Source organism: Asticcacaulis excentricus CB 48, assembly GCF_000175215.2.
Lineage (GTDB): Bacteria > Pseudomonadota > Alphaproteobacteria > Caulobacterales > Caulobacteraceae > Asticcacaulis > Asticcacaulis excentricus.
Genome location: NC_014817.1, coordinates 401,893 through 423,202, shown reverse-complemented (window position 1 = coordinate 423,202; position 21,310 = coordinate 401,893). Strand labels below are relative to the sequence as shown.

The following is a 21,310-nucleotide window of genomic DNA, read 5'->3' as shown; positions in this document are numbered from 1 at the left end:
GTTCCTTTTCTCATATGATTAACCGAAGGCATTGTCATGGCAAAAAATTTGGCAAAAAAGTCAACGAGTGAGTCCGCAGCCGACGCATTCGCGCCCTACCCTCTGCCCGACTTCACCCTGCCCGGCGATGATGGCCAAAACTGGACGCCGGAACATTTCAAGGGCCGCTGGACGGTGCTGTTCCTCTACCCCGCCGACAACACCCCCACCTGTACGCAGGAAGCCATCGACTTCACCGCCGCCGTCCCGCAATTCGAAGCGCTGGGCGCGCAGGTGATCGGTCTGTCGAAGGACGATCTCAACAGCCATGCCCGCTTCAAAACGAAACACAAGCTGACGCCTGTCCTGCTTTCGGACACCACACTGGGCCTGATCGAGGCGCTGGGCGCGTGGGTCGAAAAGTCGATGTACGGCAAGACCTATATGGGGACCGATCGCTCGACCTGGCTGATCGATCCGCAAGGCGTAGTGCAGGCCGCATGGCGCAAGGTACGTATCAAAGGTCACGTCGAGGCCGTACTCGACACACTGCGGGCAAAAATCGCCTGAGCCGCGAAATTCCCTATTGACATCCTATTTTCACAATAACCGCGTTACGCGGCACTTTTCTTGAAACAGGCGATTTTGTCCCTCTCGAAACGGGACATATCGCCTGAAAGGCCCCATACTAACCTTCTGTTTTACAACAGATTACACCTTAGGTGTGCGGGGCATCTTCCGGCGATTCGATTAAGGCTTGCCAAAGCGCATTTGGTTAAGTCATAATTAAAATCAAGTGGAAGGGCGCGGGTGTTATGCCTAAGAGAAGCTTTCATCGCCTGAGGAGCGCTCTGGAACAAACCTTTCCGGAGCGGCATCTTTACATCCGCAGTGGCGACGAAACCCACGGTTATATTCTCAGCACGGGCAAACAATTCGGCTTCGCGGTACTGGCCACCATCGGCCTGACCTGGCTGGCCATGAGCACCGGGGCCGTCTTTTTCATGGCCATTTCCGGCGGTAACGGTGCTGAAAAGCAGATCATGATGGCGCGGGCTCAGTCCGAGCGCCTCGTGGCCGACCGTCAGGCGCGTCTGGACGTGCTGATGAAGCAAAGTGAAGCCTCCTCCGGTTCGCTGGAGCAACTGGCGCAAACGGTCGAAAAGCGTCACGGCGCACTGGTCCAGATTCTTCAGGATTTCAAAGGTGTACCCGGTGCGGCTCCGGCTCTGGCCCCGGCGCGCATCGACCCGTCCATGCCGCCGGTGGAACGCATCTATGCGGTGCGTGCCGAACAGGAACGCATGGTGTCCAAAGCTGAGACATTCGCCAAATCGCGCGCCGAGCGTCTGCGTCTGGCCTTCCGTCTGGCCGGGCTCAATCCGCAGAGCTATGCCGGGGCGGGCTCAAGCGCGCTTCTGGAAACGCGCGACGCCAAGGAACTGGCGACATTTCTCGATGTCGATCAAGGGTTTGCCGAACGCATCCGCAGCGCGGCGCTCAATCTTTCGGACATGCGCGGCCTCGAAAAGTCGTCCCGCGTCCTGCCTTTTGCCCGCCCGACCGTCAATACGCGCATGACCTCCGGCTTTGGCGTCCGCTTCGATCCCTTCACCCGGCGGCCCAAAACGCACGCTGGCCTAGATTTTGCTGGACCCTTCCTGACGCCGATCCATGCCACGGCTCCCGGTATTGTATCCTTTGCCGGGGTACGCAGCGGCTATGGCAACTGCGTCGAAATCGACCACGGTAACGGCTTTAAGACCCGTTACGCCCACATGCAGTCCTTTGCCGTGCGCGCCGGTCAGCGCGTCGGCGTTGGTCAGCGGGTGGGCGCGATGGGCTCAACGGGCCGATCCACTGGTGTTCACCTGCATTATGAGGTCTGGCTCAACGGCCGTCCTCAAAACCCTGCGCGCTTCGTAAAGGCTGGAGACTATGTTCAACAAAACTAGCAAACCCGTCCGTCCTCAGTCCGACGCCAGTCGCGCGCCGGTAAAGGCCAACACCCCGCCGCCGCTGGATATGTCCACGGTCAATATGAAGACGCCCGGCGCACCCGCTCCGGCCCCGGCTCCGGCGGCCCCGGCTGTGTCGCGCGGTGCCCCGTCGCTTCTGGCCGCGCATCTGCGCATCGAAGGCAATATCAACGGCACGGCTGATCTTCAGGTCGATGGCAATGTGCGCGGCAATGTGAAGGTCGCCCACCTGATCGTCGGTGAAGCCGGCAATATCGAAGGCGATGTCGAAGCCGAAACCATCGAAGTGCGTGGCCGCGTCGTCGGCAGCATCTCCGGCAAGGCCGTCAAGCTCTATTCCTCGGCCTATGTCGAAGGCGACATCACACACGAAACCCTGTCCATCGACATCGGGGCCTTCTTCCAGGGCCGCTGCCTGCAAAGCCGCCCGGCTCAGCCTGCTCCTGCCCCGGTGGTTCAGACCGCCCCGGCCAGCTATACCAGCGGCGACGCCACGGCGATGAACAGCTATGATTTCAACGCGCTGTCGGACCTGAAATAAGAAACCGATAGCCAATTTTGCACAAGACGCCGGAAAAGGATTGATCTTTTTCCGGCGTTTTTGCGTTTGATACCCCTATGACCCACACGCCACCACCCGCCCGCCCGCCCCTGACCCTCAGCCTGTTGGGGCGTATGCTGCGCGAAGCCTTACACGAATGGAATGAGGACAAGGCCCCGCGTCTGGGGGCCGCGCTCGCCTTCTACAGCATTCTCTCCATCGGGCCCCTGCTGCTGATCGTCACTGGCATAGCGGGCATTGCCTTCGGGCGTGAAGCGGTCAACGGCTACATGATGGCCGAACTGAGCGCCCTGATCGGCGATCAGGGGGCCGGTGCCGTACAAACCATGCTCAGCGGCGCATTTAACCCGCAACAGGGGTTAGTGGCCACGGTCATCGGCTTTGTGACGCTGATCATTTCGGCCACCGGCTTCTTCGCCCAGCTTCAGGAAGCGATGAACGACATCTGGAATGTCGAACCACAGCGCCTGCACTGGAAAGTCTTTATCCAGAAACGGCTTCTGTCCTTCGCGCTGGTGGTGGGGATCGGCTTCCTGCTGCTGATCTCGCTGGTGGTGTCGGCGGGACTGGCGGCCTTCAGCGCCTTTATCGCCCCCTATGTCCCCGCGCCCGTCATGGCACTGATCAATCTGATCATCTCATTCGGGGTGGTAACCTTCCTGTTTGCCATGACCTTCAAAATCCTGCCCGATGCGCGCATCGAATGGACCGATGTGTGGGTCGGCGCGGCCATCACCGCCGTGTTGTTCAGCTTCGGCAAGCAACTGATCGGCCTCTATCTGGGGCAAAGCGCCCTGTCCTCCGCCTACGGGGCGGCCGGGTCGCTTATCGTGCTTCTGGTGTGGATCTACTATTCGACGCAGATCTTCTTTTTCGGCGCGGAGTTCACGCAGGTCTACAGCCGCCATCTGGGCAAGACCATTCAGCCGCGGCGCAAACGAAAAGCCGCCCCGGAGTTATAGAGCGTATGATTTCGAATGGAATTATCCTGCTCAAGCCGCCATTGAGGCGGCGGCCAAGGCGGCGGAGCCGCCGCCCGGCGAGGGGCTAAGCAAAATCTAGATCATTAAACCATAATGATCCACATGCAAAAAGCCCGGACCTTGCGATCCGGGCTTTCTGTTTTGACTTTCCGAAGAAAGGCGAAATTACTTAACTTCGACCTTGGCGCCGGCGTCTTCCAACTTCTTCTTGATGTCAGCCGCTTCTTGCTTCGAAACGTTTTCCTTGACGGTCTGCGGAGCGCCTTCGACGAGGTCCTTGGCTTCCTTCAGGCCGAGCTCCGAACGGATGCCACGGATTTCCTTGATCACGTTGATCTTCTTGTCGCCGCCGTCAACCAGGACGACGGTGAATTCGGTTTGCTCTTCAACGGCTTCAGCCGGAGCGGCAGCAGCGCCACCGGCGACGGCAGCGACGGCGACCGGAGCGGCGGCCGAGACGCCCCACTTGTCTTCGAGGAGCTTCGACAGTTCAGCAGCTTCCAGAACGGTCAGGGCGGACAGGTCGGCGACCAGTTGTTCGAGTTTGGACATGGTATTTCCTTAAGGATGAGATGGGTTGGGGAATGAGCTGTTAGGCGTTTTCTTTGGTCGCGTAAGCGTTGAAAACGCGAGCCAGTTGGCCGGCAGGCGCCTGAAGCACGCCAGCAACCTTGGTCGCCGGGGCCTGAAGCAGACCGATGAGCTTGCCACGCAGTTCGTCCAGCGACGGCAGGGTGGCCAGAGCCTTGACGCCATTGGCGTCGAGGACGGTCGTCCCTTCCATGATGCCGCCAACGATCTTGAACTTGTCATTCTCTTTGGCGTACTGGGCGGCGATTTTCGCGGCCGTCACCGGATCATTGGCGTAGGCGAGCACGGTCGGGAATTTGAACAGGGCATCGCCCTGTTCACCCGCAGCGCCAGCCAGAGCCTTCTGAGCCAGACGGTTCTTGAACACTCTGAGAACCGCGCCTTCCTTACGAAGACGCAGACGCAGATCAGCCATTTCCACAAAGGTCATGCCCGAATACTGGGCAACAACCACGGAGCCGGATTCGGCGAAGACGCTCTTAAGCTCTTCAATCGATTCGGCTTTTTTAGCGCGGTCCATTGTGGCCTCCAATTGAGGATTGCTTTGCGGGACAATCCCGCAAAGGTGAAACGACTTAAACGTCCCGGTTGCCCGGAACGGCAAAGTCACTGTCCCATGATGGGAGGCAAAGGCAACCAGACCACGCTGCCCTTAAGGCAGACATGAAATCCTAGAGGCGTTTCGCGTCCCGTCTATATTCGGGTTCCGGCGGCTACCGGAAGCTTATGGAACAGGCGGCCCCTGCTCCCACGAAGGTCTCGGACAGAACGGAGGGAAACCGAAATTCCCACACCGAGGCGGCTCCCTTACCCCTAAGTCGCCGCAAAAGCAAGAGGCCCTCGACATTTATTGCCTTTACCGCGGTTCAGCGCTATGGCGCTTGGCAGATATTAGCCCGAAAGGCAAAATCATGCCAAAGACCCTGCTCAATCACGATGTCTGCGCCCTCGCCTTCGACGGGATGCCTTTGTTTGAGTTTTCGATCGCCGTTGAGCTGTTCGGGCTGGAACGCCCGGAAATGGGACCGGACTGGTATCGCTTTCAGGTGGTCAATGTCGAAGATGGCCCCTGCCGCACGACGGCGGGCCTTAGCCTGACGGCCACAGGGCCGCGCGAGTGGCTGGAGACCGCAGGCACGCTGATCATCCCCGGCTGGCCGTTGGACAAGCCAATCCCTGAGCATCTGGTGGCCCTGATCCGGCGGGCCTATGCACGCGGGGCCCGCATCGTCACCATCTGCTCCGGGGCTTTCGTGCTGGCTGCCGCCGGGTTGCTCAAAGGGCGGCGTGCCACGACCCACTGGAAATATGTCGAGCACGTCAAATGCCACTGGCCGGAAGTCGAGCTGGTACCGGACGTGCTCTATATCGACGAAGGACAGATCATGACCTCGGCCGGGAGTGCCGCCGGGATCGATCTGTGCCTGCACGTCATACGCCGCGATTTCGGCCCCGAAGCCGCCAATAAGGTCGCCCGCCGCCTGGTCGTGCCCCCACACCGCGACGGCGGTCAGGCGCAATATATCCAGAAGTCCGTGCCCATCGAATATGAGCGTAACCGGCTGGGGCCCCTGCTTGATTATATGCGTGAATGCCTGGATCAGCCGCATACGGTGGCGCAACTGGCGCGCCGCGCCGGTATGAGTGAGCGCACCTTCCTGCGCCGCTTCGAAGAGGCCACCGGAACGACCCCCGCCAAGTGGCTGATGCAGGTTCGCTTGCAAACCGCACGCGATCTTCTGGAGGCCACGACCGACAGTATCGACCTGATCGCCCACGCCTGCGGTTTCGGCAGCGCCGCCAACTTCCGCCACCACTTCCGCGAACAGCTTTCGACCACGCCCACGGCCTACCGCCAGACCTTTCAGCGTTTACCCCCTGCCGCGACTTGCGCGCCGTCGCCGGATTTGGCAGAGGCAGGCTATGCGTACTGATCTTGACGACATACTGACCTTTCTGGGCTCTGCGACGCCGCCGGAGTGGATTGAGGCCGCCCTGGCCCATCAGGAAATACTCCTGCTCGATCACAAGGCGTGCGAGTACAAGGCAGCCTCCAACGCCATCAACCTGATGGCCAAGTATCAGACCCATGCAGAGCTGGTCGATGCCATGAGCCGGTTGGCGCGCGAGGAACTGGTCCACCACGAACAGGTGATGAAGCTGATCAAAAAGCGTGGCATTGCCCTGCGGCCCCTTTCGGCGGCGCGCTACGCCTCCGGATTACGCACGATGGTCCGACGCAGCGAACCCGGCATGATGACCGATATTCTGGTCATCTCCGCCTTTATCGAAGCGCGTTCGTGTGAGCGCTTCGCCGCGCTTTATCCGCATCTCGATGAGGAATTAGGCAAGTTCTACAAGGGGCTGCTCGACAGCGAGGGCCGCCATTTCCGCAACTATCTCAAACTGGCGAACCTCTATGGCGACGCCGATGACATCGCGGCGCGCATCGACGCCATCCGCCCGGTGGAACAGGCTCTGATCCACGACCCCGACCCGGAATTCCGCTTTCACAGCGGCTTACCGGTGCTCGTGGCGGCCTGAAACCAGACACAAGAAAGCCGCCCCGTTGCCGGAGCGGCTTTTTCCGTATCAGGTTACCCTGAAACTTACATAGCGGAGGACGTATCGACCTTCACGCCCGGCCCCATGGTCGAAGACAGCGAGATCTTCTTCACATAGAGACCCTTGGCACCCGACGGACGCGCCTTCACGAGGGCGTCCACCAGAGCCTTGGCGTTAGCTTCGAGTTGCTCGACCGTGAACGAGGTCTTGCCGATGCCGGCGTGCACGATACCGGCCTTTTCGACGCGGAATTCAACGGCACCCGACTTGGCGTCCTTGACGGCCTGAGCGACGTTCGGGGTCACGGTGCCGACCTTCGGGTTCGGCATCAGGCCGCGCGGGCCAAGCACCTTACCGAGGCGACCGACCAGAGCCATCATGTCCGGAGACGCGATAACGCGGTCAAAGTCCATGAAGCCGCCCTGAATCTTTTCGACCAGGTCCTCGGCACCGACGACTTCGGCACCGGCGGCCAGAGCTTCCTCGGCCTTCTTGTCCTTGGCGAACACGGCGACGCGGACGTCCTTACCCGTGCCCGACGGCAGTTGAACGACGCCACGGACCTGCTGGTCGGCGTGACGCGGGTCAACGCCCAGGTTGACGGCGATTTCGACCGACTCGTCGAACTTGGCCTTGGCATTGGCCTTCACAACGCCCAGAGCGTCGGTCAGGTTGTGCAGCTTGTCGGCCTCGACGTTCCAGGCCTGAATGCGCTTTGCAATCTTGGTCATCAGAATTCCCCTTAATCGACGATCTTCAGACCCATCGAACGGGCCGAGCCCTCGATGATCTTGGCGGCGGCGTCGATGTCGTGAGCCGAAAGGTCCTTCATCTTCTTTTCGGCGATGTCACGCAGTTGCGCCTGCGTGATCTGGCCGGCCGAGTCACGACCCGGCTTCGACGAACCCGACTTCAGGTTCAGCGCCTGCTTGATGAAGAAGGTCGCCGGCGGCGTCTTGGTGACGAAGGTGAACGACTTGTCCTGATACACCGTGATGATGGTCGGGAGCGGCGTGCCTTTTTCGACGTTTTCGGTGCGGGCGTTGAATTCCTTACAGAAACCCATGATGTTGACGCCGCGCTGACCCAGAGCCGGGCCGATGGGGGGCGAAGGCGTGGCAGAGCCGGCCTTCACCTGGAGCTTGATGTAGCCCAGGATTTTCTTAGCCATTGGATATCTCCATAAAGTCCCGGTATTTTGGGACGTTGTGAGCCGTGGTGCGGGTCGCCCCTTCCACGGATTTAGCTCCGTCCGGAGACGAAGAGCCGGTGCCTTAGACGAAAAGCCCCGTCACCGCAAGGGCGATTATGCGATTTCCTAGCAAACCCAGAGGAGGGGCACGGCCCCTGCACCCGGTTCTGAGAAAGCCTACAGCCGCGAAGACCTGAACCTGTTGTGGCCCGATCTCTTCCCGCTGGATACGGGGTGACGGGTTTAACCGCTGAAGATTTAGCCACGAAACGTAGTTCGGCGAAGCCAAAAGAGCCGTTGAAACGCCCGGCCAGCAGGGCCCTTTCCCTCTGTGCGGCTTGCACGGATGAATGGCGCTGCGCGCCCCTGCGTGACGCAGACACGAATAATCTGTGAAAGCTGTGTAATCTGTGGTTCCTAGAGCATTCGTCGGCTCAGCTGCGCCGCCGAATGGCTCTACGTTTTTGTTTGGTCAAGCAATTTTCCGAAAAGTGGTGCCCACTTTATCGGCTTGCGCTCTAAAATCTCGCGCGGCACAGCACAGCACTTGATACATTAAGCGCAACGCTATGCCCCAATCTCCCGTTCGTGCTTTTCGTGCCGTTCGTGGCTAAAATCTTCCGAGCACCAAACGCGCAAAAACAAACCCCACGTAGCCGGGCCACATGGGGTTTGCGTAAGCGGATTTGACGAAGAGGATCAGACGGTCTTTTCGACCTGACCGAATTCCAGATCGACCGGAGTGGCGCGACCGAAGATCGACACCGACACCTTGAGGCGGGCGTGATCCTGATCGACGCTTTCGACCACGCCGTCGAACGAGGCGAACGGGCCGTCGATGACCTTGATCTTTTCGCCGATGTCGAAGGACAGAACGGTCTTGGGCTTTTCAGCGGCGACTTCGACATTGCCGACGATGCGCTGAACTTCTTTTTCGGAGACCGGCATGGGCTTGGAGCCCGAACCGAGGAAGCCGGTGACCTTGGGGGTGTTCTTGACGAGGTGGAAGGCTTCGTCGGTCAGTTCCATCTTCACCAGCACGTAGCCAGGGAAGAATTTGCGTTCAGAGTTGAACTTACGACCGCGACGGACTTCGACCACTTCTTCGGTAGGGACGAGGATTTCGGAGAATTTATCCTCAAGGCCCTGTGCCTTGGCCTGCTCGCGCAGGGATTCGGCCACCTTCTTTTCGAAGTTGGAATAGGCGTGGACGATGTACCACTTGTGCTTGGGGTTCGGTGCGAGCGTCGCTTCCAGGGTTTCGGCCATGTGTTGTGAGCCCTTAACGTCCGATATTGATGAGCGAGTTGACCGCGAATCCCAGTCCGCCGTCAACGATATAGAAGAACGCACAGGCGACAACGACCATGATGAACACCATCACTGTGGTGATCCAGGTCTCCTTGCGCGAGGTCCAGGTGATCTTGCGCGCTTCCTGACGGACTTCGGAGAAGAATTTGGCCGGGCTGGTGCGCTTCTTCGGGGTGACGGCTTCGCTGCCGGCCGCCCTGGCCGCAGCCACGGGGGCGACCGCGCCTTTGCGCGCGCTGTCTACCGTCGGGGTCGAAGGGGGCTTTTTGGCCATAAGTGTCTCGTCCAGCTTTCTCTAAGGGTGCGCCTTACAGGCGCTTCCAGCACAAATGAGGCTCGAAATCGTGATTTCAAGCCTCATTTGCGATGAAATGGCAGGGGCAGAGGGACTCGAACCCACGACTTCCGGTTTTGGAGACCGGCGCTCTACCAGCTGAGCTATACCCCTATAAGAAACACGCCCTGTTGTGACAGGTGGTTTCAGAGGAAGTCGCGTGTATCAGCGGTTGGCGCAAAGGGCAAGCCACCGCTACGCAAAATCCACCAAAAACTTGTTATTCACCAGACAGACGCTTCGCCGCGTGCAGCAGTTCCTGCGGGAAGCCAAGGATGATGGTCGAATTCTGCTCGGTGCCGATCTCTTGCAGCGTCTGGAGGCGGCGCAGTTCCATCGCGCCCGGTGCCTCGGCAATGGCCATGGCGGCGGCCCGCAGGGTTTCCGACGCTGCCTGCTCGCCCTGCGCCTTGATCAGGCGGGCCTTGGCTTCGCGGGTGGCCTCGGCTTCCTGAGCTAGGGCGCGCTGCATCTGCACCGGAATGTCGAGATCGCGCATTTCCACAGCGTCAATATCGACACCCCATTTGTTCGCCGCACGATCAAGCTGCGTCATCAGGAGGGCGTTGATCTGTTCACGGCCTTTGAGGATGGCGTCGAGATCGTGCTGCCCGATCACGTCCCGCAGCGAGGTTTCGGCGGCCTGAAGCACTGCTGTATGCGGGTCGAGCACACTGTTGACGGCCTTGGCCGGGTTGTCGATGCAGTACCATACCACCGCATTCACCTTCACCGCTACGCCGTCGCGGCTCAGGGTTTCCTGAGTCTGGAGATTGACCGAGAGGATACGTACATCGACCTTGGTGCTCCATTCGATGAACGGGATGATCCAGAACAGGCCCGGTCCGCGCACATTCACAAAGCGCCCCAGCCGATAGACGATAGCGCGCTGGTATTCCTGATTGATGCGGAAACCCTGAATGACGAAGACAAACAGGATGACGGCGATCGTCGCGACCTGCATAAAATTGATGCGCCAGCCGCCAAGCACCGACAGGCCGTCCAGCAGGGTCTGCATGACACCCCTCCCCCTTACTCCAGAATAAAAGGGTTAACGCAGTCGGAGCCGGTTGTCAAAAGACGGTACGATGACAAAAAAACGCGACGGTCACCAGGGCCGCCGCGTTTGAGTTTATGGAGAACCAGAGAGTGCCAGACCGAAAGATCAGGCCCGTCTCCTGATCGCCACCTGCCCCGGAAAGCGCAGGCGGAGATTTCGCCGTCGGATCAAAATATGACCCGACGAAATACCTGTTTCTGTCAGCGGCCGCCCTCACCGATGCGTACTTTGCCGGAGCCCATGACGGAACGTGAGACGTGACCGGTGACCTTGCGCACGGAAACATCGCCCGCGCCAACGATAGAGACATCGACATCGACCGCTTCGCCGCCAAAACGCACATTGCCCGAACCGGCGATAGAAACGTCCACCTTGCGGGCCGTGCCCTTGTCGATCCTCACATCACCGGAGCCGCCGATGGCGATTTCGACCGGCCCGGCCACTTCGGCGACATTGATCGAGCCCGACTCGCCGATGGCCCCCGACAGGGATTTGATACGACCCAGATAGACATCGCCGGAGCCGCCGACGGCGACTTCGGCATCGCCCGCATTGGCAGCGCGAATGCTACCTGACCCGCCGATGTTCAGTTCGGCCTTGCCCTGCACCGTATCCACGGTCCAGTCACCGCAGCCGCCCAGCGCGAACTCTAGCGATTTGGCCGCCCCGATGCGCCCGGAGACGGCCCCTTCCGAGGCGACCTTGGCATCCATCGGTACCCGCAAATAAACCACCGGCAAATCGGCTACGGCTACCTGCCCCTTGCCGTCGATGCGCACCGTCTGATTGCCGGAGCAGCCATAGCTGCGTTTGCGCAACTGGCCCGAGGCGACCAGCTTGTCGCCCTTCGTGCTGACCATAATTTTCGGCAGATCGGCCCTGCCGTAGGTGACGGTGAGTTTCACGTCACTGCGGTTTTCCGGCGTGACGATGACGCGCGCCGCCATGTGTTTCAGTTCGACCTGCGTTGCGGCCTGCGCGCCCGCTGCGGCCGCCATAGCTGCGATGGCGACGAAAACGCCCGCCTTGATGCCCGTGCCCATTGTTAAACCCCTGATCGGTTTCAATAGGCCTAGCATGAAGAAGGCGGGCGCTCAGAACAACTTAATTACGTGTCATGAAGCAATTGTAATATAACAAGGTTTTAGGCCGTTATTTCTTCAGTTTTCGGTCGAAAAAGTCGAGATACAACCGATAGCGGAACAGATTCTTCTCATTGCTGCGGATGCCGTGTCGGTCGCCCGGAAAGAGCATCAGCTCAAACGGGATCGACCTCTTTTGCAGGGCATCGACGACGCGCGTGGTGTTTTGCAGGATGACATTGTCGTCGGCCATGCCGTGCATCAGCAACAGGCTGCCCGGCTTTAGATTATCGAGGCGGTTGACCACATCATATTTGGCATAGTTCTCGGCATTGGCCTGCGGCGTGGACATATAGCGCTCGGTATAGGCCGTATCATAAAGCCCCCATTCGGTCGGCGGCGCGCCGGCCGCCCCGGCGACAAACGGCGTGTCCTTGGCCGTCAGAGCCATCAGGGTGACAAAGCCCCCCTGTGACCAGCCCATAATGCCGATCTTCGCCGGATCGACATAGGGCAGGCTTTGCAACCACTTCGCTCCCATGATCTGATCGTCGATATCCGGCCCGCCGAACTGCTTATAGATGGCGCGCTGGAACTTCACCGAGCGGTTGGGCGTGCCGCGGTTGTCCAGCGTAAAGACGATGTATCCGGCCTCCTGAAACAGGCGGTTGGCGGGCGACACCCAGCCGCGCCGCACATCCTGCCGCGCCGGGCCACCATAGATGGAAACGATGACCGGGTATTTTTTCGCCGGGTCGAAGCCGCGCGGCTTGAGCATCAGCCAGTGCAGGTCTTCGCCATCCAGCGCCTCCAGCTTACCGAATTCCGGCGCGCTATAGGTGTCTTTGTACGCGAAATACGGATGTTTGGCGTCGAGCGCGTTCTCCTCGATCCAGCGCACGCGCTTGCCCGTCGCGTCATAAAGACCGGTCTGGGCCGGGGTTTGGGGGTCCGTATAGGTACCGATAAAGGCCTTGGCATTGGGCGATACGTCCGTGGACCACCAGCCGCCGGCTTTGGTCACGGCCACCGGCTCGGACGGCTTGAGGAAGGAGGTCTTGTAAAGCCCCATCTCGACCACGGCCTTATAGGACGACTCAAACCATACCTCGCCCTTCGCCTCATCGACGGCGGCGACCTTCGCCACCGGGAAGTCGCCCCGCGTGACCTGACGGATCAGCTTGCCGTCCTTGTCATAGAGGTAGAGGTGGTTATTGCCATCGCGTTCCGACGCCCACAGGAAACGCCCGTCCTTCAGGAAACGCAGGTCGTTATTCAGCTCGACCCAAGTGTCCGAGGTCTCGGTCAGAACCGTCCGCGGTGCCCCGCCGGTAAGCAGGTATTGCAGCAGGTCGAGCGTCTTCTGATCGCGGCTCAGGCGCTGCACAAAGACGGACTGCCCGTCCGGGCTCCAGTTGACGCGCGCCAGATAGATGTCGCTATTGGCCCCCAGATCGAGCGGCACATCGGTTCCGGTTTTCAGGTCGTGCACAAACAGGGTGACGATGGCGTTGGGACGCCCGGCCTTCGGGTAGCGCTGATCGACGGTGCGCGTGCCCGTGCCGTTGATCTCAAAGCGTTCGACGATATCAACCGGGCTTTCATCGACCTTGGCATAGACGATCTTCGTGCCGTCCGGCGACCACCAGTAGCCGGTATAGCGGTTCAGTTCTTCCTGCGCGATGAACTCAGCCACGCCGTAGGAAATGACTCCCTCGCCTTTCGGTGTAATGGCGCGCTCGGTGCCGGTCGCGAGGTCGCGGACATAAAGCGTCTGATCGCGGACATAGGCCACCTGCCCGCCCTTAGGGTTCAGCTTGGCATCAACCTCATCGCCCGGCGTCTCGGTTGCGCGGCTGATCTTTTTGGTCGCCCGATCGACCAAATAGACGTCGCCATCCAACGGCACCAACAGCGTCTTGGACGACGGGTCCCAGTCATAGGCCACCACGCCGCGCGCCGACACGCGCATCCGCTCGCGTCGCGCCTTTTCGGCCTCAGATAACTCCTTGCCCTCGGAAGACAGGCTGTCGGCATCAACTAGCACATAGGGCGCGCCGCCCTTGACGTCGACGGCCCACAGGTCCTGCACCGTGGCATTGGTCAGCTTGGGCTTCAGGAAGGTCAGAAGGGTCCCGTCCGGCGACAGGCGCGCCCCGACCGCCTTCGGCCCGGACAGGTCCGGATTGGCAAACACCCGCTCAGGGGTCAGCGTAGCCTGCGCAAAGACGGGAGAGGCGACCGCCGCCCCCAGCAGGGCAGCGGCAGAGACGGCAAGGGTCAGCTTGGACGGCATGGGGGACTCCGGAAATCAATGCCGGAAGCTAGCCCCTTCCCTTGCAGCGGGTCAAGCGGTCACACGGGTAACTATCATTGCGACGGCCGGGACAGCACGTAAAGGGCGCACAGCAGGCACACCCCCGCGGGCACAAAGGCCCACACACCGCGCAGGGTGACGAAGCCGATTACCGACGACACGGCCATGCCGCCGACCGCGGCGATCTTGGCCGCCGGACCAATGACACCGCGCTCACGGAAGGCGCGGACGGGTGGGCCGAACTTTGGGTGCGCCAAAATACGCCGCTCCCATTCCGGATTGAAGCGGGCAAAGATCACGGCGGCGATGATCAGAAACACCGTCGTCGGCAAAACCGGCACGAAGATGCCGATGACGCCAAGCGCCACGAAAAACAGGCCAAGCAGGTTCAGAACCACTCTCATTCGCACAGCATAGCCCCGATTGCCGGCGGGCGCACCTGTCTTATGGTCACAGCGTAACTTAGAAGACTAGCTTCTTATGCAATAATCTCACTCAAGCCGCCATTGAGGCGACAACCAAGGCGGCGTTGCCGCCGCTCGGAGAGGGACTAAACAAAGGCGAGCTCATTATGCTTCTTCCAGAAACCATAATGATCCAGCTGCTCCCGATAAGTTTACCGCCCCCCTTCTGCGGTCTGGAACCGCGTTATGGTAAATTCACTGAACAAGAGAGTCGCCTAGGATGCGGCCGGGAGGAAACCATGACTATCATCAATACACTGCTAAGCCCGAACGGGCGGCTGTCGCGCATCGGCTTCTGGGGCTGGTGCCTCGCGATCGCCGTCGTCTGCGCAACCCTGTGGTGGCTGAGGACCCATTATGGCACCGCTGTGGGCCTGAGTCCGGCCGAGGGGGTGGACCCGATGTGGCTGGTTCTGGGGCTGCCGCTCCTGTGGATCGGCTTCTGCCTGAGCGTCAAACGCTGGCACGACCGGGGCAAGTCCGGCTGGTGGCTGATGGTCGTCCTCGTGCCGGTCCTGGGGCAGGTCTGGGCGCTGATCGAATGCGGCTTTTTGGCCGGCCAAAGGGGCGGCAACCGCTTTGGCCCCTCGCCCGAAGGCCACCGCCCGATGCTCGACGCCTATCGCCTCGAGGACATGCCCGAAGACATGCCCTAGATCATTATGATTTCTGGTAGAAACATAATGATCTAGGTTTTTGTTTAGCCCCTCGCCGGGCGGTGGCTTTGCCACATTGGCCGCCACCTCAATGGCGGCTTGAGCGGAATGAGTCCATTAGAGATCATTCTGCTCTAATCAAAATATTTCTTGAAGAAACCAACCGTTCGCTGCCACGCCAGATCGGCAGCCGCCTTGTTGTATCGCGCCGGTGAGGTGTCATTGTTGAAGGCGTGATTGACGCCTTCGTACATGTGAATCTCGAAACGCTTGCCCGCTGCGGTCAAAGCTGCGCGGTAGGCTTCGATCCCGGCATTAATGCGCTCATCCAGACTGGCATAGTGCAGCATGAGCGGGGCCTGAATGCCGGGCACGTCGGTCAGAGGAGCCTGTGAGCCATAATAGGCAACGCCGGCATCCAGCGCCTTCGACTGCGTGGCGATACGGTTGACCAGACCGCCACCCCAGCAAAAGCCCATTGCCCCGGTCTTGCCGTTGCCATTTGAATAACCGCTCAGCCAGTTCAGATAGGTTTCGGCATTGGCAACGGTCTGCGTGCCGTCCAGCTTGCCGATCAGGGTACGCGCCTCGTCTTCATTGGCCGGGGTGCCGCCGACAGGTGACAGGAAATCCGCCCCCAGCGCCACGAAGCCTTCCAGCGCCAGCTTTCGGGTGACATTGCGGATATGCGGCGTCAGGCCGCGATTTTCATGGATGACCAGCACACTCGGCAGCCTGCGCGACACAGCTTTGGGCCTCGCCAGATAAGCTTTCAGCCCCTCAATCGTCACCTCTTCGGTCACCAGACGGCTGTCATCGGCCGCAATGGTCTGTGCCGCCGCCTGCCCGGCACTCAGAAGCGGCAGGACCGCTGCGGCGGCGGCAGCCGATCCGGTCAAGGCCGTCAGGCGGCTCATAAAGGCGCGGCGATCAAATGAGGTATGGGTGAATTCATCATAGGCGTCGATCATCGCCTGTGTAACAACGGGTTTGTCCATGGAGCCCTCCAGTCTGAGGTTTCTACGCCCAAACCCCGCCCATCCTTCGGACATCTCCCAGAAAAAAGCGGCCCCTGAGGATCAGGAACCGCTTTCAGAACGCAATCCGATAAGGTGGCCACCCCTTTTCGGACAATTTGTGCACTCAAAACTCAATTCGCGGGTTTGGGGCCGAAGTGTTTGATGTCTTTTTCGGTGATGTCCATAAAGTCCGGCACAATCTGATTGTATTCCGTGACCTTACCCGTATCGACCACGATGTCGCGATGGCCGTCCCAGATCATGTTCAGCGCCACGTAGAGCACCACGGCCAGACCGAAGAAGCCGATCCAGCGGTACTTGTGCAGGACCTTGGCGATAAAGTGCGAGGCGACCCCCATCAGAGCGATGGCGAGGATCAGGCCGAAGACCATGATTTCGGGATGGGCGTGTGACGCCCCGGCTACGGCCAGCACATTGTCGAGCGACATCGACAGGTCGGCGATCAGAATCTGAACCACGGCGGCCTTGAAGCTCTTGCGCTTAGGCGCCGGAGCGGTCGCCCCACCCGTGGTGGGATTGCCGTTGATGTCGGCCCCGGTGGCGTCTTCCAGCACCGCTTCGGCGTGTTCCTGCGCGTGAGTATCGGGCTCGCGCAGTTCGCGCCACATCTTCCACGCCACCCACAGCAGAAGCAACCCACCCGCAAGCAGCAGACCGACAATCAGCAGCAGCTTGGCCGTCACCAGCACAAAGCCGATGCGCATAATGACCGCGGCGATCAGCCCATAGAGGATGGCCTTCTTACGATCACTGGCCGCCAGACCTGCCGCCGCCAGACCGACCGCCACGGCATTGTCCCCGGCCATGACGATGTCGATAAAGACGACCTGAAAGAAGGCCGAAACCTGAGACGCGAACTCAGGATTGCTAAAAAAGTCCATGACAGGCCCATAAATAGAAAGGTTTGCACACCCTCCTAGTTTTCACATCCCGCCTTGTCCAGAGGCAGATCGCATGACAGGCTGGAGAAGTTCAGGTCGCCGTTGAGGTTCGTCCATGCCTACTGATCCTTCCGAAGGCTGGGACGCACTTGCCGAGCGCTTCATGCAAATGCGTTCCGGCGTTGGGGCCAGCCTTGTACGCGACTGGGCCATTGCCCAATTGCCAGCGGGTAGCGCCATTGTCGATGTCGGTTGCGGATCGGGCGTGCCGATTGCTGAAACCCTGATCGAGGCAGGGTTTGCCGTGTCGGGCATAGATGCTTCGCCCCGTCTGGTCGCCGCCTTTCACGCCCGCTTTCCCGAAGCGCCAGTCGCCTGCGAAGCGGCGCAGCTCAGTGCCTTCTTTGGCCGGACGTTCGACGCGGCAGTCTGCGTGGGCCTGATCTTTCTGCTGTCGAAGGTGGATCAGGCGGCTCTGATCGGCCGGGTAGCCCAAGCGCTGAAACCCGGCGGGCGCTTTCTGTTTACCGCGCCACTTCAGGCCTGCGAATGGCCGGACACCCTGACCGGACGCCTTTCCCGCTCATTGGGCCAGACGGCCTATGCGGCGCTTCTGGACGCGCACGGCCTGTCCCTCGTCGCCAGCCACAGCGATGAGGGCGGTAACCACTATTACGAGGCGATCAGACCGCGCGACCCAGAGCCTCATACAAGGCAATCGACGTCGCATGGCTGACATTCAGGCTCTCAAAGCCACCCGGCATGGGGATTTTGACCAGATGGTCGCAGTGTTCGGCCACCAGTCGCCGCAACCCCTCGCCTTCTGAGCCCATGACGATGACCAGCGCACGCGGGCTGCCGGCCTGACGCCAGCCTTGCTGTTCCAGCACGGCCTGAAGGCTGTGCTCCGCCTCCCCGGCCATGCCCAGACTGACAAAGCCGTTTTCCGTCAGGGACTCCAGCGCCCGCGACAGGTTGGTGACCCGCGCAAAGGGCACTCTATCCATCGCCCCCGCCGCCGTCTTGGCCAGCACGCCCTGCATGACCGGCGAATGGCGGTCCTGCATGATCAGCCCGGCCGCGCCAAAAGCAGCGCAGGTGCGCAGGATGGCCCCGATATTCTGCGGATCGGTCACCTGATCCAGCATGACCAGCACCGGGCGCTCTTGCCGAAGCGCCCCTTCCATCAAACCGTTCAGATCATCGCCTTCCAGCGGGGGGCCATTCAGCGCCACACCCTGATGCACCGCCCCCTGTGGCAGAAAGCCGGAAAATTCAGCCATTTCGGTCAGGCGCACATGCAGGTCGCCACGCTTTGGGGCCACCTGCTCCAACGCTTTTTGACGGTCCGGCGTCACATAGAGACGAATCGGTCCGAGCCGGGACTGATTTTTCAGCGCCGCCTCCACCGCGTGCAGGCCCCAGATCCAGCCGTCTTCGGACACACGCACCGGCGGTTTAGGTCGCGCCTGAGCGTGGGTCTGCGTTTGGGATCGCGCTGTCTGGGCCGGGGCATAGCCGCCCTTGTCGCGCGGTTTGTCCTTAGCATAAGGCTTGGATTGTCCGGAAAAAGCGGCCTTAGACCCCGATTTTTTGGGACCATTCGGTCCTTTCCGCGATTTAGGGTCGTTGCGTTCGCGTTGGCTTGACACTATAAGACGCGCTCCGATGTGAGGCCGGTAAGGCTTTTTGGCAGGATTGGCGGTCTGTTTAATGCGGGCATCCACAGAAACCAAAAAGTTTTTTTGTTTTTGGGCTTGTTCTTTGTTCAAAGATTGAGTTTAAGGACCACCTCGTTTCAACGGGCGCGCTTGGGGGAATGTCCCGAGCGGCAAAGGGGGCGGACTGTAAATCCGCTGCGTAAGCTTCGCAGGTTCGAGTCCTGCTTCCCCCACCACCGCGCGCCCTTGAAACGTTCTTCGGCCACGGCCCTGCCTCAAGGGCGGGTATAGCACAATGGTAGTGCAGCAGCCTTCCAAGCTGAGGATGTCGGTTCGATCCCGTCTACCCGCTCCAAAATCTTCCCTGAAATCTCAGAGCCTGGTTGCCGCCCCGTAGCGGTTATCGCCGTTTGTGCCTTCCAGAAAGCCGCACTCGATCAGCACCCAGAGCCAGCCAATCACCGGCACCAGTGTGATCAGCGCCCACCAGCCTGACTTGTTGCGATCATGCCAGCGTTTGACCTGCACGGCGGAGGTGGCATAGAGCACGCCTAGCCAGGCGAGAAAGCCGATCAGCCCCACCCCGTCAAAGCGATAGGGCCGCAGCAGGTTGATGCCGTGATTATCACCGCCAAACAGGGCCACGAAGGCCGAACTGATCAGCCACAGAAAAACGCTGTAGAGCCAGAAATCCCGGCGGCGAAAACGTCCGTGATAGCTGAAAAAGGCGTTCGATATATCCATAACGGGACTCCTCTGTCGCTTATGGATATGTCCGAACGCCTTTGTTCGCTAATGAATTATTGTTCAGGCGGCGTCACTGCCACCAAAGCGCGCGGCCCAATCGGCGACCATGTCGTCGTCGATCTTTTTGAACAGCACCTCGCCCGATTTGACAGCCGCGCCGCCGGGCAGCTTGGACAGTTCCGCCTGAGCGTCCGTCGTGGGCCAGTCGAGCGGCAGTTCGACGCCCACACAGTCGGCAATGGACTGCGCCGCAAACGGCGTCAGAGGCTGGGCCAGCACCGCATAGAGGCGGACCAGATTGAGGCCGTGGCGAACAATGACGCCCGCGCGCTCGACATCAGTTTTGAAAGCCGTCCACGGGGCGGCCTCCTGAAGATATTCGTTCCCTAGCACCCAGATGCGGCGCACCGCCTGCGCCGCCTTGCGCATTTCCATGGCCTCAAAGGCTTCGGTCGCCTCCGCCAGCAAGGCCGACAAATCGGCATAGAGCTTCTGTTCCTGAGGCCCCGCCTCGCCGCCTTCCGGCACCACCCCGCCGAACTTCGACTCGGTGAATTTGAGGATGCGGTTGGCGAAATTGCCAAGCACGTCGGCCAAATCCTTGTTCACGGCGCTCTGGAACTGCTCCCAGGTAAAGGACGAATCAGAGCCTTCCGGCGACTGCGAAATAAGATACCAGCGCCAGTAATCGGCCGGCAGAAGCTCCAGCGCCTGATCCATGAACACGCCGCGGTTCATCGAGGTCGAGAACTTGCCACCGTACCAGTTCAGCCAGTTAAACGCCTTCAGCGTATCCACCATCTTCCACGGTTCATTGGACCCGATAATGGTCGCCGGGAAGCTCACCGTGTGGAACGCCACATTGTCCTTGCCCATGAACTGCACATAGGTGACGTCGACCGCCCCCTGATCGAGGCGCCACCAGCTTTGCCAGCCGTCGGCATTTCCCTTCGCATTGAAATATTCCTGCGTGGCACCGATATACTCCACCGGCGCATCAAACCACACGTAGAAGACCTTGTTTTCAAAGCCATCTCTGGGCTTTCCGTCCTTGGTTATCGGCACGCCCCATTTGAGGTCGCGCGTGATGCCGCGGTCTATCAGCCCCTCGTCGAGGTGCTTCATGGCGATGGACTTGGCCAGTTGCGGCCACTGCGTCTTCGACTCGATCCACGCCCGCAACTGCGGCTCGACCTTGGTTTGCAGCAGATAAAGGTGCTTGGTATCGCGCACCTCAAGGTTCCGCGACCCCGACACCGCCGAATAGGGATTGATCAGGTCCGTGGGGTCGAGCAGCCGCCCGCAATTGTCGCATTGGTCCCCGCGCGCCTTTTCGAACTTACAATGCGGACACGTGCCTTCGACATAGCGATCCGGCAGGAAACGCCCGTCGTCGATGGAATAGACCATCTTATCCGTGCGTTCCTCGATCAGACCGTTACGATCCAGCGCCTCGCAAAAGGCCTGAGTTAGGTGCCGGTTTTCCTCCGAGCTGGAACGACCGAACCAGTCATAGCTGAGCCCGAACGCCTCACCAGCGGTCTTCTGGATCAGGTGCTGCTCGTCGCAATAGGTCTTGACATCCTGTCCGGCCTTGGCGGCGGCCAGCTCAGCCGGCGTGCCATGTTCGTCGGTCGCGCAAATATAGAGCACCTCATGCCCGCGCGCCCGCATGAACCGGGCATAGACATCCGCAGGCAGCATGGACCCGGCCAGATTGCCGAGGTGCTTAATGCCGTTGATGTAGGGCAGCGCGGAAGTGATCAGAATGCGGGACATGCTCAGACCCTCTAAAACTCAGGAAATCGGCTTGTCCTTTAGACCATTTTGCCGCCCTGCACACAGGTTTGATGGCCAAAACACGAAAAAATCTGTGGCGAAGCCGCCAAATCCGTTGCGTTCTGCG

General features: G+C 60.3%; 23 protein-coding genes and 3 tRNA genes. 10 read left to right on the top strand and 16 right to left on the bottom strand.

All coding sequences use genetic code 11. The annotated features are described in order from the left end of the window. The first annotated feature begins 36 nt into the window (after positions 1-36). The 4 genes from ASTEX_RS13645 to ASTEX_RS13630 all read left to right on the top strand — a co-directional run bounded on the left by ASTEX_RS13645 (position 37) and on the right by ASTEX_RS13630 (position 3,482). Positions 37-549 (top strand): peroxiredoxin, encoded by a 513-nt coding sequence (locus ASTEX_RS13645; RefSeq protein WP_013480217.1) that lies wholly within the window; start codon positions 37-39, stop codon positions 547-549. A gap of 245 nt (positions 550-794) precedes the next feature. Next, positions 795-1,934, top strand: a complete 1,140-nt coding sequence (locus ASTEX_RS13640; RefSeq protein ID WP_013480216.1) for a peptidoglycan DD-metalloendopeptidase family protein — start codon at positions 795-797, stop codon at positions 1,932-1,934. Further along, positions 1,918-2,499, top strand: coding sequence for a bactofilin family protein (locus ASTEX_RS13635; protein WP_013480215.1), 582 nt, complete (start codon positions 1,918-1,920; stop codon positions 2,497-2,499). The genes ASTEX_RS13640 and ASTEX_RS13635 overlap by 17 nt, the downstream gene beginning before the upstream one ends. A gap of 77 nt (positions 2,500-2,576) precedes the next feature. Further along, a complete protein-coding gene (locus ASTEX_RS13630) occupies positions 2,577-3,482 on the top strand; it encodes a YihY/virulence factor BrkB family protein (protein WP_013480214.1) in 906 nt (301 codons plus the stop codon). Positions 3,483-3,668: 186 nt separating this feature from the next. Here ASTEX_RS13630 and rplL read toward each other — a convergent pair whose 3' ends face one another. Both rplL and rplJ read right to left on the bottom strand, forming a co-directional pair. Then, the gene (rplL, locus tag ASTEX_RS13625) at positions 3,669-4,055 is read right to left on the bottom strand and encodes a 50S ribosomal protein L7/L12 (protein WP_013480213.1); all 387 of its coding nucleotides are present in this window, start codon (positions 4,053-4,055) and stop codon (positions 3,669-3,671) included. A 40-nt stretch (positions 4,056-4,095) separates the two neighbouring features. After that, entirely contained in the window at positions 4,096-4,614 is a 519-nt protein-coding gene (gene rplJ, locus ASTEX_RS13620; protein ID WP_013480212.1) for a 50S ribosomal protein L10, read from the bottom strand. A 391-nt stretch (positions 4,615-5,005) separates the two neighbouring features. Between rplJ and ftrA the strand changes: the two genes are divergently transcribed. Continuing rightward, positions 5,006-6,028 carry a transcriptional regulator FtrA gene (gene ftrA, locus ASTEX_RS13615; protein ID WP_013480211.1) on the top strand — a complete coding sequence of 341 codons (1,023 nt, stop codon included), beginning with the start codon at positions 5,006-5,008 and terminating at the stop codon, positions 6,026-6,028. Further along, entirely contained in the window at positions 6,018-6,638 is a 621-nt protein-coding gene (locus ASTEX_RS13610) for a MiaE family protein (protein ID WP_013480210.1), read from the top strand. The genes ftrA and ASTEX_RS13610 overlap by 11 nt, the downstream gene beginning before the upstream one ends. A gap of 65 nt (positions 6,639-6,703) precedes the next feature. On the opposite strand, the gene rplA is transcribed toward ASTEX_RS13610, so the two are convergent. The 9 genes from rplA to ASTEX_RS13565 all read right to left on the bottom strand — a co-directional run bounded on the left by rplA (position 6,704) and on the right by ASTEX_RS13565 (position 14,359). Then, positions 6,704-7,390 carry a 50S ribosomal protein L1 gene (rplA, locus tag ASTEX_RS13605; protein WP_013480209.1) on the bottom strand — a complete coding sequence of 229 codons (687 nt, stop codon included), beginning with the start codon at positions 7,388-7,390 and terminating at the stop codon, positions 6,704-6,706. Between the two features lie 11 nt (positions 7,391-7,401). Continuing rightward, positions 7,402-7,830, bottom strand: a complete 429-nt coding sequence (gene rplK / locus ASTEX_RS13600) for a 50S ribosomal protein L11 (RefSeq protein ID WP_013480208.1) — start codon at positions 7,828-7,830, stop codon at positions 7,402-7,404. A gap of 720 nt (positions 7,831-8,550) precedes the next feature. Beyond that, the gene (gene nusG / locus ASTEX_RS13595; RefSeq protein ID WP_013480207.1) at positions 8,551-9,120 is read right to left on the bottom strand and encodes a transcription termination/antitermination protein NusG; all 570 of its coding nucleotides are present in this window, start codon (positions 9,118-9,120) and stop codon (positions 8,551-8,553) included. 13 nt (positions 9,121-9,133) lie between these two features. After that, positions 9,134-9,436, bottom strand: coding sequence for a preprotein translocase subunit SecE (gene secE / locus ASTEX_RS13590; protein WP_013480206.1), 303 nt, complete (start codon positions 9,434-9,436; stop codon positions 9,134-9,136). A 98-nt stretch (positions 9,437-9,534) separates the two neighbouring features. Then, positions 9,535-9,610: transfer RNA gene (locus ASTEX_RS13585), tRNA-Trp, on the bottom strand. Positions 9,611-9,716: 106 nt separating this feature from the next. Next, entirely contained in the window at positions 9,717-10,514 is a 798-nt protein-coding gene (locus tag ASTEX_RS13580; RefSeq protein WP_013480205.1) for an SPFH domain-containing protein, read from the bottom strand. A gap of 242 nt (positions 10,515-10,756) precedes the next feature. Further along, positions 10,757-11,599, bottom strand: a complete 843-nt coding sequence (locus tag ASTEX_RS13575; RefSeq protein ID WP_013480204.1) for a GIN domain-containing protein — start codon at positions 11,597-11,599, stop codon at positions 10,757-10,759. Between the two features lie 109 nt (positions 11,600-11,708). Beyond that, complete coding sequence (locus tag ASTEX_RS13570; protein ID WP_013480203.1) at positions 11,709-13,934, bottom strand: S9 family peptidase; 2,226 nt, start codon at positions 13,932-13,934, stop codon at positions 11,709-11,711. A 74-nt stretch (positions 13,935-14,008) separates the two neighbouring features. Continuing rightward, positions 14,009-14,359: a YbaN family protein gene (locus ASTEX_RS13565; RefSeq protein WP_013480202.1), complete on the bottom strand. Its 351-nt coding sequence runs from the start codon at positions 14,357-14,359 to the stop codon at positions 14,009-14,011. Between the two features lie 299 nt (positions 14,360-14,658). Between ASTEX_RS13565 and ASTEX_RS19435 the strand changes: the two genes are divergently transcribed. Next, a complete protein-coding gene (locus ASTEX_RS19435; protein ID WP_013480201.1) occupies positions 14,659-15,075 on the top strand; it encodes a DUF805 domain-containing protein in 417 nt (138 codons plus the stop codon). 134 nt (positions 15,076-15,209) lie between these two features. Here the strand turns inward: ASTEX_RS19435 and ASTEX_RS13555 are convergent, their stop codons facing one another. Both ASTEX_RS13555 and ASTEX_RS13550 read right to left on the bottom strand, forming a co-directional pair. After that, positions 15,210-16,073 (bottom strand): dienelactone hydrolase family protein, encoded by an 864-nt coding sequence (locus ASTEX_RS13555; protein ID WP_013480200.1) that lies wholly within the window; start codon positions 16,071-16,073, stop codon positions 15,210-15,212. A 152-nt stretch (positions 16,074-16,225) separates the two neighbouring features. After that, positions 16,226-16,996, bottom strand: a complete 771-nt coding sequence (locus ASTEX_RS13550) for a YjbE family putative metal transport protein (protein ID WP_013480199.1) — start codon at positions 16,994-16,996, stop codon at positions 16,226-16,228. A gap of 115 nt (positions 16,997-17,111) precedes the next feature. Between ASTEX_RS13550 and ASTEX_RS13545 the strand changes: the two genes are divergently transcribed. Further along, positions 17,112-17,732, top strand: a complete 621-nt coding sequence (locus ASTEX_RS13545) for a class I SAM-dependent methyltransferase (protein ID WP_013480198.1) — start codon at positions 17,112-17,114, stop codon at positions 17,730-17,732. On the opposite strand, the gene rlmB is transcribed toward ASTEX_RS13545, so the two are convergent. Next, entirely contained in the window at positions 17,680-18,648 is a 969-nt protein-coding gene (rlmB, locus tag ASTEX_RS13540) for a 23S rRNA (guanosine(2251)-2'-O)-methyltransferase RlmB (RefSeq protein ID WP_013480197.1), read from the bottom strand. The genes ASTEX_RS13545 and rlmB overlap by 53 nt on opposite strands. Before the next feature lie 161 nt (positions 18,649-18,809). Between rlmB and ASTEX_RS13535 the strand changes: the two genes are divergently transcribed. Next, a tRNA-Tyr gene (locus tag ASTEX_RS13535) sits at positions 18,810-18,893 on the top strand. A 45-nt stretch (positions 18,894-18,938) separates the two neighbouring features. After that, positions 18,939-19,012: transfer RNA gene (locus ASTEX_RS13530), tRNA-Gly, on the top strand. 17 nt (positions 19,013-19,029) lie between these two features. On the opposite strand, the gene ASTEX_RS13525 is transcribed toward ASTEX_RS13530, so the two are convergent. Together ASTEX_RS13525 and metG are read right to left on the bottom strand one after the other, a co-directional pair. Then, complete coding sequence (locus tag ASTEX_RS13525; RefSeq protein WP_013480196.1) at positions 19,030-19,401, bottom strand: DUF805 domain-containing protein; 372 nt, start codon at positions 19,399-19,401, stop codon at positions 19,030-19,032. A gap of 63 nt (positions 19,402-19,464) precedes the next feature. Beyond that, positions 19,465-21,183, bottom strand: coding sequence for a methionine--tRNA ligase (metG, locus tag ASTEX_RS13520; protein ID WP_013480195.1), 1,719 nt, complete (start codon positions 21,181-21,183; stop codon positions 19,465-19,467). Between the last annotated feature and the right edge of the window lie 127 nt (positions 21,184-21,310).

Coding starts and splice junctions, on each gene's coding strand:
- ASTEX_RS13645 (WP_013480217.1), top strand. CDS start 37: ATGGCAAAAAATTTGGCAAAAAAGTCAACGAGTGAGTCCGCAGCCGAC.
- ASTEX_RS13640 (WP_013480216.1), top strand. CDS start 795: ATGCCTAAGAGAAGCTTTCATCGCCTGAGGAGCGCTCTGGAACAAACC.
- ASTEX_RS13635 (WP_013480215.1), top strand. CDS start 1,918: ATGTTCAACAAAACTAGCAAACCCGTCCGTCCTCAGTCCGACGCCAGT.
- ASTEX_RS13630 (WP_013480214.1), top strand. CDS start 2,577: ATGACCCACACGCCACCACCCGCCCGCCCGCCCCTGACCCTCAGCCTG.
- rplL (WP_013480213.1), bottom strand. CDS start 4,055: ATGTCCAAACTCGAACAACTGGTCGCCGACCTGTCCGCCCTGACCGTT.
- rplJ (WP_013480212.1), bottom strand. CDS start 4,614: ATGGACCGCGCTAAAAAAGCCGAATCGATTGAAGAGCTTAAGAGCGTC.
- ftrA (WP_013480211.1), top strand. CDS start 5,006: ATGCCAAAGACCCTGCTCAATCACGATGTCTGCGCCCTCGCCTTCGAC.
- ASTEX_RS13610 (WP_013480210.1), top strand. CDS start 6,018: ATGCGTACTGATCTTGACGACATACTGACCTTTCTGGGCTCTGCGACG.
- rplA (WP_013480209.1), bottom strand. CDS start 7,390: ATGACCAAGATTGCAAAGCGCATTCAGGCCTGGAACGTCGAGGCCGAC.
- rplK (WP_013480208.1), bottom strand. CDS start 7,830: ATGGCTAAGAAAATCCTGGGCTACATCAAGCTCCAGGTGAAGGCCGGC.
- nusG (WP_013480207.1), bottom strand. CDS start 9,120: ATGGCCGAAACCCTGGAAGCGACGCTCGCACCGAACCCCAAGCACAAG.
- secE (WP_013480206.1), bottom strand. CDS start 9,436: ATGGCCAAAAAGCCCCCTTCGACCCCGACGGTAGACAGCGCGCGCAAA.
- ASTEX_RS13580 (WP_013480205.1), bottom strand. CDS start 10,514: ATGCAGACCCTGCTGGACGGCCTGTCGGTGCTTGGCGGCTGGCGCATC.
- ASTEX_RS13575 (WP_013480204.1), bottom strand. CDS start 11,599: ATGGGCACGGGCATCAAGGCGGGCGTTTTCGTCGCCATCGCAGCTATG.
- ASTEX_RS13570 (WP_013480203.1), bottom strand. CDS start 13,934: ATGCCGTCCAAGCTGACCCTTGCCGTCTCTGCCGCTGCCCTGCTGGGG.
- ASTEX_RS13565 (WP_013480202.1), bottom strand. CDS start 14,359: ATGAGAGTGGTTCTGAACCTGCTTGGCCTGTTTTTCGTGGCGCTTGGC.
- ASTEX_RS19435 (WP_013480201.1), top strand. CDS start 14,659: ATGACTATCATCAATACACTGCTAAGCCCGAACGGGCGGCTGTCGCGC.
- ASTEX_RS13555 (WP_013480200.1), bottom strand. CDS start 16,073: ATGGACAAACCCGTTGTTACACAGGCGATGATCGACGCCTATGATGAA.
- ASTEX_RS13550 (WP_013480199.1), bottom strand. CDS start 16,996: ATGGACTTTTTTAGCAATCCTGAGTTCGCGTCTCAGGTTTCGGCCTTC.
- ASTEX_RS13545 (WP_013480198.1), top strand. CDS start 17,112: ATGCCTACTGATCCTTCCGAAGGCTGGGACGCACTTGCCGAGCGCTTC.
- ASTEX_RS13525 (WP_013480196.1), bottom strand. CDS start 19,401: ATGGATATATCGAACGCCTTTTTCAGCTATCACGGACGTTTTCGCCGC.
- metG (WP_013480195.1), bottom strand. CDS start 21,183: ATGTCCCGCATTCTGATCACTTCCGCGCTGCCCTACATCAACGGCATT.